The sequence below is a fragment of the Agrobacterium sp. LMR679 genome, assembly GCF_027157905.1.
In the GTDB taxonomy this organism is placed as follows: Bacteria; Pseudomonadota; Alphaproteobacteria; order Rhizobiales; family Rhizobiaceae; genus Agrobacterium; species Agrobacterium leguminum.
This window is the reverse complement of sequence record NZ_JAPVOJ010000001.1, coordinates 354,640-369,820: the sequence shown is the minus strand read 5'-3', so window position 1 is coordinate 369,820 and position 15,181 is coordinate 354,640. Positions and strand designations below refer to the sequence as shown.

Genomic DNA, 15,181 nt, shown 5'->3' with positions numbered 1-15,181 from the left:
CGCTCACGACGTCTTCACCACATGCGGCTGCCATATCGGCGCCTGCGGCGCGGAGCTGATGCCGAGCTGATCGATAGCGCGGGCGGCGAGCTGATCGACAATATCGAAGACGCTTTGCGGCCGGTTGTAAAAAGCCGGCACCGGCGGCATGACGATCGCACCGGCCTCCGTGACAATGCACATATTGCGCAGATGGATGAGATGTAGCGGCGTCTCGCGGGTCATCAACACCAGCTTCCGGCGTTCCTTCAGATGCACATCGGCGGCGCGGGTAAGGAGATTGTCCGAAAACCCGTTTGCAATGGCCGCGAGCGTTCGCATGGAGCAGGGGGCGATAATCATGCCTGTTGTCGGGAAGGAGCCGCTGGCAATTGCCGCGCCGATATCGTCGACAGCATGATTGACACTGGCGAGCGACAACATCCGCCCCATGGCTTGCGCATCTTCCTCATGCAGCACGGTGCGTCTGGCGGATTGCGACAGGACGAGATGGATTTCGACGCTTTCCATCGCGGCGAGGCGCTCGATGATGCGCAGCGCAATGCCGGCGCCCGAGGCACCGGTGACGCCGACCACGACGCGGCACGGGTTCATGGTCGTTCTCCAAGGCCAAGATCACGCCATATGATATCCACCTTTGCGATGACGTCAGGTGTCATGGAGAGCACGCGGCCCCATTCGCGCTCCGTCTCCGGCGAAAGCTTGTGGGTGGCGTCCAGCCCCATCTTGCCGCCGAGGCCGGTTTTCGGCGAGGCGAAGTCGAGATAATCGATCGGCGTATCGTTGATGATCGTTGTATCGCGCGAGGCATCGAAACGGGTGGAGAGCGCCCAGATCACATCCACCCAGCTGCGCACATTGATGTCGGGATCGACCAGAATGATGAGCTTCACATAGCTGAACTGCGGCAGCATCGACCACAGGCCCATCATCACCCGCTTTGCCTGGCCGGGATAACGCTTGTCGATGGAGACGACCATGACGCGGTAGGAACAGGCCTCCGGCGGCATCCACAGATCGACGATTTCCGCAAACTGCCTTTTGACGAGCGGCAGGAAAATCTCGAGCATGGCTTCGCCGAGAACCGAGGGCTCATCGGGCGGCCGGCCGGTATAGGTAGAAAGATAGATCGGATCGCGGCGCATGGTGATGGCCGACAGCGTCATGATCGGAAAGGCTTCGACCGAATTATAGTAGCCGGTGTGGTCGCCATAGGGGCCTTCGAGTGCCGTTTCCGTTGCTGAGACGGTGCCTTCCAGCACGATCTCGGCATTGGCGGGCACCGGCATCGGCACCGTCAATGCCTTCGCGATGCGGCTTTTCGAGCCGCGCAGCAGGCCGGAAAAACCAAGCTCGCTGATATGTTCGGGAAGCGGCATGACGGCGGAAAGAATGGTGGCGGGATCTGTGCCGATGGCGACTGTTACGGGCATATCCAGCCCACGTGCCTGCCACAGCCGGTGGTGCTGCGCGCCGCCGCGATGCGCCAGCCAGCGCATGATCACCCTGTCCGGCCCCAGCACCTGCATGCGATAGATGCCAACATTGATATCGTCGGGATCATCAGGCGAACGGGTGATGACCAGCGGCCAGGTGATGAGCGGGGCCGGCTCGCCCGGCCAGCACCATTGCACCGGCAGGCGGGCAAGATCAACCGCATCGCCCGTCAGTACCTTTTCCTGCACCGGCGCGCGCGAGACGTTGCGTGGCCGCATGGACAGTGCTGCCTTCAGCAAAGGCAGCTTACCCCATGCCTCGGCCATGGATTTCGGCGGCCGTGGCTCGCGCAATTCGGCAAGCTTTTGTCCAAGTGCTGGCAGGCCGCCCGTTTCCAGCCCCAGCCCCCATTCGATGCGCTGCCGCGTGCCGAAGAGATTGGCAAGCAGCGGCATGTCCCGCACCTTGCCCTCATGGCCGACGGGTTGCTCGAACAGCAGCGCCGGCCCGCCATCGGCAAGCACGCGGCGGTGGATTTCGGTGATTTCGTGCACCAGTGAGACTGGCTGGCGGATTCGCCGCAGCTGCCCGCGTTCTTCCAGCAACCGGACGAAACCGCGCAGATCGGCTGCGTGGGCGGGTTTAGTTTCTGTTTTCTCGTCTCTCATGCCGCCTGTTTGCCGGTGGCGGTGCGGCATGTCCTTGCGCTACCGCAAATGCGGCTTCAGTGCGAACGAAGATAGTCGGCAAGAACGAGGGCGTGGTTGTGTTCGGTATCATGGGCGGCATAAAGCAGCGTGACGCGGCCCTTCGCCATCAGCTCCTTCATGCGCGCCACGGCATCGGGATTGGCGGCCAGCTCCTCATGATAGTGCCCGGTGAATTCGGCAAAACGCGACGGCATATGCGAGAAATTCTTGCGCAATTTGTTGCTGGGCGCGATTTCCTTCATCCACAGCGAAAGCTGTGCGGTTTCCTTGCGCATGCCGCGCGGCCACAGCCGGTCCACCAGAATGCGTGCGCCGTCCTCATCGCTGGCGGCATCGTAAATCCGTTTGATCCTTATATCGGACATGGGCGGCCTCCTTCGCTTCGCAAGTGAATGATTTATAGCGGCTTTTGTGAAGTCGCACCCGAAAATCTCTCTGTCTTTGCGTTCGCTCAAACCGGCGCTGGCGCGCTGCGGTTAGGTTCCTGCCCGCAACTGATCTGACAGGACCATTTATGAGACCGTTTCCCGCCGCCATCGCTACCCCCATGAATTTTCTGCCCCTTGCCATGGTGCAGCGAGCGACGGCGGCGATGCTGGCGCAGATCATGAAACGGCATCCTGATCTGTTCGGCCGGCTCGGTGAGCATAGCGGCAAACGCTATGCCTTCCTGCCGGTCGATCTGCCCTTCGCCTTCATGGTCGAGCCGGCGCGTCCGGCCATCACCGTCAGCCGAAAGGGCCGCCTGCCGAAGGTGGATGCTGCCGTGGAAGGGCCGCTTTTCATGCTGCTGGCGCTGATGGAGGGGCGGCAGGACGCCGATGCGCTGTTCTTCTCGCGTGATCTAAGCGTCACCGGCGACATGGAGGCGATGCTGGCACTGCGCAATGCGCTCGATGACAGCGGCATTGATCTGCCGCGCGATCTCGGTGCCTTTGCCGGGCCTTTTGCACCGGTGGTAACGGGGCTTGCGAACCGCCTGCGCGGCCATGTTCTATCCGAAACGCGTGGAGGTGCGGCATGGAGCTGATCTGTCCTGCGGGAACGCCTGCCGCCTTCCGCGAGGCCGTGGATGCCGGCGCGGATGCCGTCTATTGCGGCTTTCGCGATGAAACCAATGCCCGCAATTTTCCCGGTCTAAATTTTTCCCGCGAAGAGCTTGCCGAAGCCATTGCCTACGCGAAGAAGCGCGGCGTCCAGACTTTCGTCGCGCTCAACACCTTCATGCGCGCGGGCAATGAGGATATCTGGTATCGCGGTGCGGCCGATGCCGTGAAGGCGGGGGCGGATGCGCTGATCCTTGCCGATTTCGGTCTGATGGCGCATGTGGCGGCACACCATCCGCAGCAGCGCATCCATGTCTCCGTGCAGGCCTCCGCCTCCAATGCCGATGCGGTGAATTTCCTCGTCGATGCCTTCGGCGCGAAACGCGTGGTGCTGCCGCGCACGCTGACGATTTCCGACATCGCCCGGCTGGCGCGGCAAATCCGCTGCGAGATCGAAATCTTCGTGTTCGGCGGCCTCTGCGTCATGGCGGAGGGGCGCTGCTCGCTCTCGTCTTACGCCACTGGAAAATCACCCAACATGAACGGCGTCTGCTCGCCAGCAAGCCATGTGCGTTATCGGCAGGACGGCCAGGAGCTGGTGTCGGAACTCGGCGACTATACCATCAACCGCTTTCCGGAAGGCGAAGCAGCGGGTTATCCGACGCTCTGCAAGGGCCGTTTCGAGATTGCCGATGACAAGTCCTATGCCTTTGAGGACCCGGTGTCGCTTGATGTGATGGACCAGATCGATGCGCTGCGCGAAGCGGGGGTCAGCGCGCTGAAGATCGAGGGCCGCCAGCGCGGCAAGGCCTATGTGGCGGAAGTGGTGTCCACCCTGCACCGGGCGCTGGCCGCCAGTGCCGAAGAACGGGGACGGCTGCTCTCGCGCCTGCGGCTGTTAAGTGAAGGCCAGCGCACAACTGTCGGTGCTTATGAGAAACGCTGGAGATGATGGCGATGGCAAAAACTGCAAAGGCTACATTGGCGCTCGGCCCGGTGCTTTATCTCTGGCAGGGCGAGAAATGGCGCGATTTCTATTTCCGCATCGCCGATGAGGCGCCCGTCAGTCATGTCTATCTCGGCGAAACCGTCTGTTCCAAACGGTTCCATTTTACCGAACCGCATCTGGCCGAGGTGATCGAGCGGCTGGAGAATGCGGGAAAGCAGGTGATCCTCTCGACGCTTTCGCTGGTGACGCTGGAGCGGGAAAGCCGCCACCTGCGCGGCCTGATCGCCGATAGCCCCTATCCGGTCGAGGCGAACGATCTTTCCGCGCTCGGCATGTTGCATGGCACGCCGCATGTCGTTGGGCCGATGGTGAATGTCTATAATGCCGCCACCGCGCGGTTGCTCGCCTCGCGTGGGGCAAGCGCCATCTGCTTGCCACCGGAACTGCCGGTGACCTCGGTGGAGCGCATCGTGGGGGAGACGCCGGATGTGGACTTCGAAGTCTTCGCCTTCGGCCGCCTGCCGCTCGCCATTTCGGCACGCTGCGCCCATGCCCGCGCCAAGGGCAATATCAAGGATAATTGCCAGTTCGTCTGCGGTGACGACCCGGATGGATTGCCGGTACGCACGCTCGACCGGCAGTCGTTTCTGGCGCTGAACGGCGTGCAGACGGTGTCGCACACCTGCCAGTCGCTGCTTGGCGAATTGCAGGATCTGGCGGCCACCGGCATTTCCCGCTTCCGGCTGTCGCCGCAGGACTGCGACATGGTTGCGGTGGCGCATATCCATGACGACGTTCTGGCCGGCAGACGGGAGGCGGAGGACGGTCTTGCCCATCTCGGGCAAATCTATCCGGACGTGCCCTTTTCCAATGGTTTTCACCACGGGCAGGAAGGGGCGGCCTGGATCGCCCGCGCCCGCAACACGGCGCATGGGGTGAACGCATGACGACGAACGGGCAAAGTGAGCAAACGCTGTCCGCAGCGACGCCGGGCGGAGCGGATATCGCGGCGGCAATCCATCTGGTGCGCGACATTGTCTTGCAGAGCGCGCTTGATTGCGGCTGCCGCGACAGGGTGCACGAGGCGCTGCGCGAGCTGGAGGATTTCGAGCGCCAGCGCAACATCGTCAAGCTTCTGGCCGCCGCCCGTGAGGAGCGGCGCAAGATAGCGCTCCTGACCGAGATGCTCTGCGATTTCGCCGAAGACGACACGGTGGATGAAGGTGTGGTCGAAACCGCAAGCCTGATGTTTCTCGATATCGCCGCCGCCGCCCAGGAGGGTTCACGAATCCTGCGGGACGCGCTCTCACTCAAGAAGGGTGAATAAATCCCTGTTTTCGGCCCTGTTTGATCCTGCGCAAAGAGCGGGCGCTTGCAAAATGTCATTTCCGGGGTGGTGACGCGCCGGGACCGGAAGACGGTCTGAGCGGGTGTCACGCGCATTATGGCGCTTCCGGCGCGAAAGGATCAGGACCATGGCCCATCTCACCCGTCGTCAGGCTCTTTCAGCCTTTTCCGGGCTCGCGGTCGCGACACTTGCCGCACCGCATGTTGCGAAAGCGGAAGCGCCGCTCACCTTTTATGGCCCTCCGGCCGCGCCGTCGGCCGTGCTGGCCCATGCGGTAAAGGGCGGGTTCCTGAAGGACGTCGCACCCGGAGCCGTCTTCAAAGCCTGGAAAACGCCGGATGAAATGCGCGCCGCCGTCGCCTCCGGTTCCATGGGAGCGATGGTGATGCCGAGCTACGGCGTCGCCAATCTCCACAATCGCGGTCTCGGCCTCGGGCTGTTGAACGTGCTGACCACGGGCCTGCTCCATATCGTTTCGAAAGACGGGACGTTGAACTCCCTGCAAAGCCTTTCCGGCAAGACCCTCGCTTTGCCGTTCAAGAACGACATGCCCGATTTCGTGTTGCGCCGCCTAGTTGCCGAAAACGGCCTGAGGCCCGGTGACATCAAGCTGGAATATGCCGCTTCGCCGCCGGAAGCCGTGCAATTGCTGCTGACGGGTCGGGTGGATGCCGCCCTGCTGAGCGAGCCGGCCGCGACCGCCGTGCTCATCAAGGCGAAGTCGTTTTTCATGACCGTCCATCGCACCATCGATATTCAGCGGGAATGGGCGAAGGTGGCCGGCAAGGCTGAAATTCCGCAGGCCGGCCTCGCCTTGACATCGCCGGTCCAGCAAAAACTCGGCAGGGCCGGCATCGAGGCTTTGCAGGGCGCCATGGAGACGGCGCTCGCCAGCGCCGTAGCCGATCCGAAGACGGCGGCCGATGCGGCCGCCGATGCCTTGGGTTTCCCGCCGGAAATCATTGCCGCCTCCTTTCCGACAAGTCATCTATGCGCCCTGAAGGCAAGCGCTGCGCGCGCCGATCTCGAGGCGTTCTACGATGAGCTTGCCAAGGCCGACCCGGCAATCATCGGCGGCCGGCGGCCGGATGACGGGTTTTATCTGGTGTAGCAGGCATGAACCGCATTCTCGAAAGTCTTGGCTGGATGGGCCGCTATCTCTGGGCGGGCTGGGCCGGGCTTTCAGGCATTTTCTGTTTTCTCGCCGCCTGGCAGGCCGGCCATGAGATTTATGGCTCCTTCATCCTGCCTTCGCCGGGGGAGACCTTCACTGCAATGGGGCTTCTGGCGGCGCGGCCGGATTTCTTCGCCATCCTGTCGCAGAGCGCCGTCAGGGCCCTGACCGGCTTTGCCATCGCCGCCGGCATCGGCACGGTGGCGGGCGTGCTGGCGGGCTATTCTTTCGCGGCCATGCGGTTGATGAAGCCTGTCGTCACCGTTCTGCTCGGTGTGCCGCCCATCGGCTGGATCGTGCTGGCGCTCATCTGGTTCGGTTCGTCCGGCGGCACGGCTGTCATGACCGTCATCATCGCCTCGGCTCCCGTGTCCTTTGCCGGTGCGCTGGAAGGTGTCGCCAAGCGGGACCGTCAGTTGGAGGTGATGGCGCAGGCCTTCGGTGCTCCGTGGTTTTACCGGCTGCGCACCGTCACCATGCCGCACGTGCTCTCCTACCTCTTCCCGGCCTGGACGACGACGGCGGGAAGCGCGTGGAAAGTAACCGTCATGGCCGAGCTCCTTTCGAATTCCGGCGGCATTGGCGGCGAACTGGCCACCGCACGCGCGCTGTTCGACATCGCACAGGTCAGCGCCTGGCTCACCATCACCGTCGCGCTGGCGCTGCTGACCGATTACGGTCTGCTCCATCTGCTGCGCGAGGCGCTGGAACGCTGGCGCGCCGCCGGGCTGCCATGGGGTGTCAAACGATGAGCGACCGTTCCATCCTGCGTTTCGAACATGTCGGCCACGCCTTTCTCGGTCGCAGCCTGTTCGAGAATTTCGATCTCGGCATAGCGCCCGGGGAAACCGTGGCGCTGCTCGGCCCCTCCGGCAGCGGCAAGACGACGATTTTGCAGATCGCGGCCGGTATCATCGATCCTGTTCGCGGCCGCGTGCACCGCCATTATCGCCGGCAGGGGCTGGTGTTTCAGGAGCCGAGGCTGCTGCCGTGGATGACGCTTATCGACAATATCGCCTACGGCCTTGCGGCGGCCGGCATGCCGAAACGGGAGCGGCGCGAAAGGGCGGGCATTTTCGCGCTGGAAGTCGGTTTGGAGGCGGCGGATTTCGGCAAATATCCGGTGGAACTCTCCGGCGGCATGCGCCAGCGCGCCGGCGTTGCGCGGGCGCTCGCCGTGGAGCCGGACATGCTGTTTCTGGACGAGCCCTTCAGCGCCGTCGATGTCGGCCTGCGCCGTCATTTGCAGGAGCTTCTGGTGGGCGCCGCCTGCCGGCGCGGTTTTTCCACCCTTCTCGTCACCCATGATCTTCATGAGGCGTTGCTGGTTGCCGACAGGCTGATCGTGCTCTCCGGCGTCGATGGCCGCGTCATTGCCGCGCATAAGCCCGCCGGTTCGCCGGGCCGGCGCGTGGCGCGGGCGGTTTTCGACGAAGCGGAACGCCTGTCTGAGAGCCCGGCCTTCGCCGAACTGTTTTCGGCAAAGGAGCGGGTGCGATGAGGCAGCCCCCCATCCTTTCGGAAGCCCTGCGGCTGTTTTTCCCGCTGGCCGCCCTGCATGGCGCGGGCTGGCCCTTCCTGTGGGTCGTCATCGGTGGTTATGCCCTGCCTTTTGCCGATGCGGTGCCTGCATCGCAATGGCACGCCCATGAAATGATCTTCGGCACCTATGGCATGGCGCTTGCCGGTTTCCTCGGCTCGGCGGTGCCGGAATGGACGGATACGACGCCGGCGCAGGGACGAACGCTGCTTCATCTCGCCGGTCTCTGGCTGCCGGGCCGCCTTATCGGCTTTCTCGGGATGGAGGCATGGAGCCTGTTTGCAGGTTTTTTCGATCTCGCCTTTCTGCTCGCGCTCTCTGTTCTCATCGGCAGGGCGATGCTGGCGCGGCGCACGATGAAACACCTGGCATTCCTTATCTGGCTTCTTTTGTTTACGGCGGCTGAAGCGGGTGTGCGTTATGCTTGGTGGAGCGGCGATCCTGAACTTGCATCCCGCTTTCTGGAAGCGGCGCTGTGCATCTTCACCGTGCTGTTTTCACTCTCCGCCGCGCGTATTAATGTGGTCGTCATCAATCTGGCGCTCGACCCGGGTGGCGAGACCACGCCTTACCGGCCACATCCCGGCCGCCAGCATATGGCGGGCGCCATGGTGACGCTTTACATGGCGGCGAAACTTTTCTTTCCGCAAAGCGATGTCTGCGCCTGGCTTTCGCTTGCGGCCGGGGCCGCCTTTTTCGACCGGCTGGCCGAATGGTTCATCGGGCGTGCCGTCTTCAAGACCGAGGTGCTGTTGCTCGGTCTCGGCAACGTCTTTGCGGGCGCGGGTTTTCTGGCGCTCGGCGCAACAAGGCTCGGTTTTTCCGTCACGCCTGCCGCCGGGCTGCATCTGCTGTCGGTCGGGGCGCTGGGATGCGCCATCATGGCCGTCTTCATCATTGCCGGGCTGCGGCATACGGGCCGCAACCTGACGCATCTGCCATGGCAGGCGCATGTGGCCGCCCTTCTGATGGTGATGGCCGGGCTGGTCCGCATCCTGCCGGAATTCGATTTTGCCGCAACATTGTCACCCTATCACCATGGCCTCAGCGCCGTTTTGTGGGCGGCGAGCTTCGGGGTCTGGTTGCAGGGCTTTCTGCCCTTCATGCGCGCGCCTGGCATCGATGAGGCGGGGGCATGCGGATGAGAGACATCTTGCCCCGCGGCGGCGACATCACTGTCCCGACCGGTTTGTTTATTTTTTTGGCAAAAGCACAAAGTGAAATCAGTGACTTAGGGGAGGGATATTGATGAATGTTAGTTTTGATAAATAATCAATAAAATCAAGTAGTTGAACATATCTTCTTTTTGGTCGATTATAACTCCAACCGAATAGGGAAACGCGAATATGCCTAAAATAGTCGCGCCTCAACACGCAGATGAAAAGCCAGGTCGGACGAGGGAACTTGTCACCTTCGCCGTTCTGGCATTCGGAATCTGGCCCATTCTGGCGGTCGGATTTGTCGGAGCCTATGGCTTTATCGTCTGGATGTTCCAGATCATTTACGGCCCGCCGGGGCCGCCTGGCCATTGAGGGCGAGATGATGATGGAAGTCTCTCTCAGCCGGCGCGATTTCCTGCGCGGCGGGCAAAAAAATAGACCACGCATCTGTCCCCCCGGGGTCGCGTTGAGCGACCTCGCCGCGTGCAGCGGTTGCGCAAAATGCGTCGAGGCCTGTCCTACCGGCATCATCGCCATGGCGGACGGTCTGCCTTGCGTGGATTTCTCCGCCGGGGAATGCACCTTTTGCGGCAAATGTGCTGAGGCCTGTCCCGAGCCGGTCTTTGCTGCCCCCACGGCACAGCGCTTCGGTCATGTCATGGCGATCGGTGAGGGGTGTCTCGCCTTCGGCGATATCGATTGCCAGGCCTGCCGCGATGCCTGCCCGACCGCGGCCATCCGGTTTCGGCCACGCCGTGGCGGCCCCTTCGTTCCGGAATTGCTGGAAGATGCCTGCACCGGTTGCGGGGCCTGCGTGTCCGTCTGTCCCGCCAGTGTGATCGAGATCAAAGAGAGAGCCACGGAGATGCAATATGCCTGAAAATACAGGCCGGTATCATGTTTCAAGCGCCGTGGTGGCGGTGATGCCGCAGATGCGGGACGCCGTGCTGGCAACGCTTTTAACGCTCGACAATGTCGAGGTTCATGGCGAGGGCAACGGCAAGATTGTCATCGTCATAGACGGCACGAGCACCGGCATGCTGGGCGATACGCTCACTTATATTTCGACACTCGACGGTGTGATTGCCGCCAACATGGTTTTCGAACACGTCGACACAGAGGAGACAGGCGGCGATGAGCAGCGAACTGACGCGGCGTGATCTATTGAAGGCCCATGCCGCCGGCATTGCGGCGGCAACGGCGGGCATTGCACTGCCGGCCGCCGCCCAGCCGGTGCCGGGCGGTGTTTCCGCATTGCAGATCAAGTGGTCCAAGGCGCCCTGTCGTTTCTGCGGCACGGGCTGCGGCGTCATGGTCGGCGTCAAGGAAGGCAAGGTCGTTGCCACACATGGCGACATGCAGGCGGAGGTCAATCGCGGCCTCAACTGTATCAAGGGCTATTTCCTGTCCAAGATCATGTATGGCAAGGACCGCCTGCAGACCCCGCTGCTGCGTAAGAAAAACGGTGTCTACGCCAAGGACGGCGAGTTCGAGCCGGTGAGCTGGGACGAGGCCTTCGATGTGATGGCGCAGCAGTGCAAGCGGGTGTTGAAGGAGAATGGGCCGACGGCCGTGGGCATGTTCGGCTCCGGCCAGTGGACGATCTTCGAAGGCTATGCGGCGACCAAGCTGATGCGCGCCGGTTTCCGTTCCAACAATCTTGATCCGAATGCCCGCCACTGCATGGCCTCTGCGGCCTATGCCTTCATGCGCACCTTCGGCATGGACGAGCCGATGGGCTGTTACGATGATTTCGAACATGCCGATGCCTTCGTGCTCTGGGGTTCGAACATGGCGGAGATGCATCCCATTCTATGGACCCGCATTGCCGACCGGCGTCTGGGCTTCGACCATGTGAAGGTGGCGGTGCTTTCCACCTTCACCCATCGCAGCATGGATCTGGCCGATGTTCCGATCATCTTCAAGCCGGGTACGGACCTCGTCATCCTCAATTACATCGCCAACCACATCATCAAGACCGGGCGCGTCAACGAAGACTTCGTGAAGAACCACACGAAATTCGTGCGCGGTGTCACCGATATCGGTTATGGCCTGCGGCCCGATAATCCGGTGGAGGTGAATGCCGCCAATTCCGCCGATCCGACCAAGACCGAAGCGATCGATTTCGAGACCTTCAAGGAATTCGTCTCCGAATACACGCTGGAAAAGACCGCCGCCATGACCGGGGTGGAAGCCGGTTTCCTGGAGGAACTGGCCGAGCTTTATGCGGACCCGAAACGCAAGGTCATGTCGCTGTGGACCATGGGTTTCAACCAGCATGTGCGCGGCGTCTGGGCCAACCAGATGGTCTACAACATCCATCTTTTGACCGGAAAGATTTCCGAGCCGGGCAACAGCCCGTTCTCGCTCACCGGCCAGCCATCGGCCTGCGGCACGGCGCGCGAGGTGGGCACCTTCGCCCATCGCCTGCCGGCCGACATGACGGTGACCAATCCGGAACACCGCAAACATGCCGAGGAAATCTGGCGCATCCCGCACGGCATCATCCCGGAAAAGCCGGGTTACCACGCCGTGCAACAGGACCGCATGCTGCATGACGGCAAGCTGAATTTCTACTGGGTGCAGGTCAATAATAACGTCCAAGCCGGTCCCAACACCAAGAACGAGACCTATCAGGGCTATCGAAACCCGGAAAACTTCATCGTTGTTTCGGATGCCTATCCGACCATCACGGCCATGAGCGCCGACCTCATCCTGCCCGCCGCCATGTGGGTGGAGAAGGAGGGGGCCTATGGCAATGCCGAGCGGCGCACCCATGTCTGGCACCAGCTTGTCGAAGCCTCGGGCGAGGCGCGTTCCGATCTCTGGCAGCTGGTGGAATTCTCCAAACGCTTCACCACGGATGAGGTGTGGCCGGCGGAGATACTGGACGCCAATCCCGCCTATCGCGGCAAGACGCTGTACGAGGTGCTCTACAAGGACAGCGATGTCGGCAAGTTCCCGTTAAGCGAGATCAATGGCGAATACGAGAACCAGGAAGCAAAACACTTCGGCTTCTATCTGCAAAAAGGTCTCTTCGAGGAATATGCGGCCTTCGGGCGCGGCCACGGCCATGATCTGGCGCCCTACGATGCCTATCACGAGGTGCGCGGCATGCGCTGGCCGGTGGTGGACGGCAAGGAAACGCTGTGGCGTTACCGCGAGGGTTACGACCCCTATGTCAAGCCGGGCGAGGGCGTGAAGTTCTACGGCAACAAGGACGGCAAGGCGGTCATCATCGCCGTGCCTTACGAGCCGCCGGCGGAATCCCCGGATGCGGAATTCGATACCTGGCTGGTGACGGGCCGCGTGCTGGAGCACTGGCATTCCGGCTCCATGACCATGCGTGTGCCGGAACTCTACAAGGCTTTCCCCGGCGCCCGCTGTTTCATGAATGCCGACGATGCGCGCAAGCGCGGGCTCAACCAGGGCGCGGAAATCCGCATTGTTTCGCGCCGTGGCGAAATCCGCTCCCGCGTGGAAACACGCGGCCGCAACCGCATGCCGCCCGGCGTCATCTTCGTTCCCTGGTTCGATGCCAGCCAGCTCATCAACAAGGTCACGCTCGACGCAACCGATCCCATCTCCAAGCAGACGGATTTCAAGAAATGCGCAGTCAAGATAGAGCCAGTCGCATGATCAGGAAACACGGATGGATCGCCGCCACGCTTCTGGTCGTGGCGCTGGCGACGGGGGCCGTTGCGCAGATGGTGCCGGAATTGTCCGGCCCGCGCGGCGACGCCATGCAGACCGAGCCGGCCAAACCCCTGCCGAAATGGGTGATTGACGATTTCAGGCGCATGCGCGCTTACCCGGAGCAGCCGCCGGTCATCCCGCATTCGATCGACGGTTACCAGCTTTCGGTTAATGCCAACCGCTGTCTCTCCTGTCACAAGCGCGAATTCACGCAGGATTCCGGCGCGCCGATGATCAGCGTCACCCACTACATGACGCGCGAAGGCCAGATGCTGGCGGATGTTTCGCCGCGCCGTTATTTCTGCACCGCCTGCCATGTGCCGCAGGCCGACACACGGCCGCTCGTGCCCAACACCTTTCAGGACATGAGCGAGATGGGCGTCAAACCGGCGGGTAGCGAATGATGATCGCCCGTGTGAAAAAACTTCTCGCCTGGTTATGGGCGGTTCTGACGACGCCGGCCGGCACGCTCAGCCTCGCCTTCCTCACCCTTGGCGGTTTCGTCGGCGGAGTCATGTTCTGGGGCGCCTTCAATACCGCGCTCGAAATGACCAACAAGGAAGCCTTCTGCATTTCCTGCCACGAGATGCGCGCCAATGTTTATGAGGAACTGACGCGGACGGTGCATTTCTCCAATCGCTCCGGCGTGCGCGCCTCCTGTCCGGATTGCCATGTGCCGCATGAGTGGACGGACAAGATCGCTCGCAAGATGCAGGCTTCCAAGGAGGTCTGGGGCAAGATTTTCGGCACCATCGATACGCGCAAGAAGTTCCTCGACAAGCGGCTGGAGCTTGCCCAGCACGAATGGTCGCGCCTGAAGGCCAATGACAGCCTGGAATGCCGTAACTGCCATTCCTCCGCCGCCATGGATTTTACCAAACAGACGCAGCGCGCCGCCGATATCCATTCCAAATATCTGCTGACGGGTAAGGCCACCTGCATCGATTGCCATAAAGGCATCGCCCATGAATTGCCCAATATGGAAGGCATAGACCCCGGCTGGAAAATGCCGCCGGCGCTCAACGACCAGCCGGGGCCGACGGCCTCTGCCGTCGACGACCTGCGGCGCGCGATGACGGATGTGCACCGGAACGTTTTTTGAATTCGAGGCGACCGGTTGAGGAGCCGTGATCGGCTTCAGACGCGGCCGGCTTCTTCGATGAACCGGCGCACCAGCGGCAGATGCCGCCTTTCGGCAAGGCAGATCGCATATTCGTCGATGAGTTCGTTGGCGTCGCTGAGCGGCACGAAGGAAAGGCGTGCATCGTGGCCGAATTCCAGATCGGCCACCACGCCGCATCCCACCCCGTTGGCGATGGCTTCCCGCACGCCTTCACGGGAGGAAATCTCGATTACGGGCTGGATGGAAATATCGTGATCGGCAAGGTTCTTTTCGAAGATTTCACGGGTGCGCGACCCCCGCTCGCGCATGACGAAGGACAGGCCTTCGAGCTCGGCCATGAAAACGCTCTCCCGCTCAGCCAGCGGGTGAGAGACGGGCACGCACAGCCCAAGACGCATGCTGAGGAATTTGACGCCGTAGAGGCGTGGATCGTCCGGTGCACGGGCGGTAATGGCGACATCGGCGCGATAATCGATGATCTGTTCCATCACCCGCGCCGAATTGTCGACCGAAAGGGAAAAGGTAAGCTGCGGCCGCTCGCCCTTCAGCCGCGAAAGGATCGGCAGCGGCAGCACGGGACCATCCGCCGCAACCCTTAGATGGCCGCCCGCAGAACCCGTATCGCCGCGCAGGAAAGCTTTGGCTTCATTTTCGGCCTGAAACAGGCGCGCGGTTATCTCGAACAGGCGCTCGCCCTGCGGGCTGAGGCTCACCCCCGCGGTTTTCTTTCCAGAAGGTTCACACCGCTGATCGCCTCCAGTTCCCGCACATGGGCCGAAAGGGTGGACTGGCTGATCGCCATGTCCCGCGCGGCCTGCGAAAAGCCGCCCGATTGCGCGACGATGTGAAAGGCCTTCAGCTGCGTGGTCGACATGGGATCCTGTTCTGCCGCCGGCCGACACGAAAGGCGCCGGTGCGATTGGACTATCGGCGAAAATGCTGACAGCACCATGACGTCGGCGAGATGACTTCGTTAACCCCCGTTGCAAAATCGATGG

Annotated in this window: 19 protein-coding genes; 14 read left to right on the top strand and 5 right to left on the bottom strand. The window is 62.1% G+C overall.

Annotated elements, in window-relative coordinates; genetic code table 11:
• Positions 1-3: 3 nt before the first annotated feature.
• Genes O3W47_RS01650 through O3W47_RS01640 form a run of 3 tightly spaced genes read right to left on the bottom strand, consistent with a single transcriptional unit; the run spans position 4 to position 2,512 of the window.
• Positions 4-594, bottom strand: a complete 591-nt coding sequence (locus O3W47_RS01650; protein WP_269312787.1) for a UbiX family flavin prenyltransferase — start codon at positions 592-594, stop codon at positions 4-6.
• Entirely contained in the window at positions 591-2,105 is a 1,515-nt protein-coding gene (locus tag O3W47_RS01645; RefSeq protein ID WP_269312786.1) for a UbiD family decarboxylase, read from the bottom strand. The genes O3W47_RS01650 and O3W47_RS01645 overlap by 4 nt, the downstream gene beginning before the upstream one ends.
• Before the next feature lie 56 nt (positions 2,106-2,161).
• Entirely contained in the window at positions 2,162-2,512 is a 351-nt protein-coding gene (locus O3W47_RS01640; protein WP_137454290.1) for a DUF488 domain-containing protein, read from the bottom strand.
• A 149-nt stretch (positions 2,513-2,661) separates the two neighbouring features.
• Between O3W47_RS01640 and ubiT the strand changes: the two genes are divergently transcribed.
• From ubiT to O3W47_RS01570, 14 genes are all read left to right on the top strand, one after another.
• Positions 2,662-3,177, top strand: a complete 516-nt coding sequence (gene ubiT / locus O3W47_RS01635) for a ubiquinone anaerobic biosynthesis accessory factor UbiT (RefSeq protein WP_269312785.1) — start codon at positions 2,662-2,664, stop codon at positions 3,175-3,177.
• Positions 3,168-4,145 carry a ubiquinone anaerobic biosynthesis protein UbiU gene (gene ubiU / locus O3W47_RS01630; RefSeq protein ID WP_269312784.1) on the top strand — a complete coding sequence of 326 codons (978 nt, stop codon included), beginning with the start codon at positions 3,168-3,170 and terminating at the stop codon, positions 4,143-4,145. The genes ubiT and ubiU overlap by 10 nt, the downstream gene beginning before the upstream one ends.
• A gap of 5 nt (positions 4,146-4,150) precedes the next feature.
• Positions 4,151-5,089 carry a ubiquinone anaerobic biosynthesis protein UbiV gene (gene ubiV, locus O3W47_RS01625; protein ID WP_269312783.1) on the top strand — a complete coding sequence of 313 codons (939 nt, stop codon included), beginning with the start codon at positions 4,151-4,153 and terminating at the stop codon, positions 5,087-5,089.
• Positions 5,086-5,469, top strand: a complete 384-nt coding sequence (locus tag O3W47_RS01620) for a hypothetical protein (RefSeq protein ID WP_137005512.1) — start codon at positions 5,086-5,088, stop codon at positions 5,467-5,469. Before ubiV ends, O3W47_RS01620 begins: the two co-directional genes overlap by 4 nt.
• A gap of 148 nt (positions 5,470-5,617) precedes the next feature.
• Positions 5,618-6,601, top strand: coding sequence for an ABC transporter substrate-binding protein (locus tag O3W47_RS01615; RefSeq protein ID WP_269312782.1), 984 nt, complete (start codon positions 5,618-5,620; stop codon positions 6,599-6,601).
• A 5-nt stretch (positions 6,602-6,606) separates the two neighbouring features.
• A complete protein-coding gene (locus O3W47_RS01610; protein ID WP_269312781.1) occupies positions 6,607-7,416 on the top strand; it encodes an ABC transporter permease in 810 nt (269 codons plus the stop codon).
• Complete coding sequence (locus tag O3W47_RS01605) at positions 7,413-8,165, top strand: ATP-binding cassette domain-containing protein (protein WP_269312780.1); 753 nt, start codon at positions 7,413-7,415, stop codon at positions 8,163-8,165. The genes O3W47_RS01610 and O3W47_RS01605 overlap by 4 nt, the downstream gene beginning before the upstream one ends.
• The gene (locus O3W47_RS01600) at positions 8,162-9,349 is read left to right on the top strand and encodes an NnrS family protein (protein WP_269312779.1); all 1,188 of its coding nucleotides are present in this window, start codon (positions 8,162-8,164) and stop codon (positions 9,347-9,349) included. Before O3W47_RS01605 ends, O3W47_RS01600 begins: the two co-directional genes overlap by 4 nt.
• A gap of 201 nt (positions 9,350-9,550) precedes the next feature.
• Positions 9,551-9,736, top strand: a complete 186-nt coding sequence (napE, locus tag O3W47_RS01595; RefSeq protein ID WP_022557563.1) for a periplasmic nitrate reductase, NapE protein — start codon at positions 9,551-9,553, stop codon at positions 9,734-9,736.
• Between the two features lie 7 nt (positions 9,737-9,743).
• On the top strand, positions 9,744-10,244 hold the full coding sequence (locus O3W47_RS01590; RefSeq protein ID WP_137005516.1) for a ferredoxin-type protein NapF: 501 nt from the start codon (positions 9,744-9,746) through the stop codon (positions 10,242-10,244).
• Positions 10,237-10,524: a chaperone NapD gene (locus O3W47_RS01585; protein ID WP_003504694.1), complete on the top strand. Its 288-nt coding sequence runs from the start codon at positions 10,237-10,239 to the stop codon at positions 10,522-10,524. The genes O3W47_RS01590 and O3W47_RS01585 overlap by 8 nt, the downstream gene beginning before the upstream one ends.
• Positions 10,499-13,003: a periplasmic nitrate reductase subunit alpha gene (napA, locus tag O3W47_RS01580; protein WP_269312778.1), complete on the top strand. Its 2,505-nt coding sequence runs from the start codon at positions 10,499-10,501 to the stop codon at positions 13,001-13,003. The genes O3W47_RS01585 and napA overlap by 26 nt, the downstream gene beginning before the upstream one ends.
• On the top strand, positions 12,973-13,464 hold the full coding sequence (locus tag O3W47_RS01575) for a nitrate reductase cytochrome c-type subunit (RefSeq protein WP_080820507.1): 492 nt from the start codon (positions 12,973-12,975) through the stop codon (positions 13,462-13,464). The genes napA and O3W47_RS01575 overlap by 31 nt, the downstream gene beginning before the upstream one ends.
• A 2-nt stretch (positions 13,465-13,466) precedes the next feature.
• Complete coding sequence (locus O3W47_RS01570) at positions 13,467-14,162, top strand: cytochrome c3 family protein (protein WP_269313700.1); 696 nt, start codon at positions 13,467-13,469, stop codon at positions 14,160-14,162.
• A 35-nt stretch (positions 14,163-14,197) separates the two neighbouring features.
• On the opposite strand, the gene O3W47_RS01565 is transcribed toward O3W47_RS01570, so the two are convergent.
• Positions 14,198-14,896, bottom strand: a complete 699-nt coding sequence (locus O3W47_RS01565) for a LysR substrate-binding domain-containing protein (RefSeq protein ID WP_269312777.1) — start codon at positions 14,894-14,896, stop codon at positions 14,198-14,200.
• Complete coding sequence (locus O3W47_RS01560) at positions 14,893-15,057, bottom strand: helix-turn-helix domain-containing protein (protein WP_269312776.1); 165 nt, start codon at positions 15,055-15,057, stop codon at positions 14,893-14,895. Before O3W47_RS01560 ends, O3W47_RS01565 begins: the two co-directional genes overlap by 4 nt.
• Between the last annotated feature and the right edge of the window lie 124 nt (positions 15,058-15,181).

What these genes read in the sequence shown, in the direction of transcription:
- O3W47_RS01650 (WP_269312787.1), bottom strand. Translation starts at nt 594, where the DNA reads ATGAACCCGTGCCGCGTCGTGGTCGGCGTCACCGGTGCCTCGGGCGCC.
- O3W47_RS01645 (WP_269312786.1), bottom strand. Translation starts at nt 2,105, where the DNA reads ATGAGAGACGAGAAAACAGAAACTAAACCCGCCCACGCAGCCGATCTG.
- O3W47_RS01640 (WP_137454290.1), bottom strand. Translation starts at nt 2,512, where the DNA reads ATGTCCGATATAAGGATCAAACGGATTTACGATGCCGCCAGCGATGAG.
- ubiT (WP_269312785.1), top strand. Translation starts at nt 2,662, where the DNA reads ATGAGACCGTTTCCCGCCGCCATCGCTACCCCCATGAATTTTCTGCCC.
- ubiU (WP_269312784.1), top strand. Translation starts at nt 3,168, where the DNA reads ATGGAGCTGATCTGTCCTGCGGGAACGCCTGCCGCCTTCCGCGAGGCC.
- ubiV (WP_269312783.1), top strand. Translation starts at nt 4,151, where the DNA reads ATGGCAAAAACTGCAAAGGCTACATTGGCGCTCGGCCCGGTGCTTTAT.
- O3W47_RS01620 (WP_137005512.1), top strand. Translation starts at nt 5,086, where the DNA reads ATGACGACGAACGGGCAAAGTGAGCAAACGCTGTCCGCAGCGACGCCG.
- O3W47_RS01615 (WP_269312782.1), top strand. Translation starts at nt 5,618, where the DNA reads ATGGCCCATCTCACCCGTCGTCAGGCTCTTTCAGCCTTTTCCGGGCTC.
- O3W47_RS01610 (WP_269312781.1), top strand. Translation starts at nt 6,607, where the DNA reads ATGAACCGCATTCTCGAAAGTCTTGGCTGGATGGGCCGCTATCTCTGG.
- O3W47_RS01605 (WP_269312780.1), top strand. Translation starts at nt 7,413, where the DNA reads ATGAGCGACCGTTCCATCCTGCGTTTCGAACATGTCGGCCACGCCTTT.
- O3W47_RS01600 (WP_269312779.1), top strand. Translation starts at nt 8,162, where the DNA reads ATGAGGCAGCCCCCCATCCTTTCGGAAGCCCTGCGGCTGTTTTTCCCG.
- napE (WP_022557563.1), top strand. Translation starts at nt 9,551, where the DNA reads ATGCCTAAAATAGTCGCGCCTCAACACGCAGATGAAAAGCCAGGTCGG.
- O3W47_RS01590 (WP_137005516.1), top strand. Translation starts at nt 9,744, where the DNA reads ATGATGATGGAAGTCTCTCTCAGCCGGCGCGATTTCCTGCGCGGCGGG.
- O3W47_RS01585 (WP_003504694.1), top strand. Translation starts at nt 10,237, where the DNA reads ATGCCTGAAAATACAGGCCGGTATCATGTTTCAAGCGCCGTGGTGGCG.
- napA (WP_269312778.1), top strand. Translation starts at nt 10,499, where the DNA reads ATGAGCAGCGAACTGACGCGGCGTGATCTATTGAAGGCCCATGCCGCC.
- O3W47_RS01575 (WP_080820507.1), top strand. Translation starts at nt 12,973, where the DNA reads ATGCGCAGTCAAGATAGAGCCAGTCGCATGATCAGGAAACACGGATGG.
- O3W47_RS01560 (WP_269312776.1), bottom strand. Translation starts at nt 15,057, where the DNA reads ATGTCGACCACGCAGCTGAAGGCCTTTCACATCGTCGCGCAATCGGGC.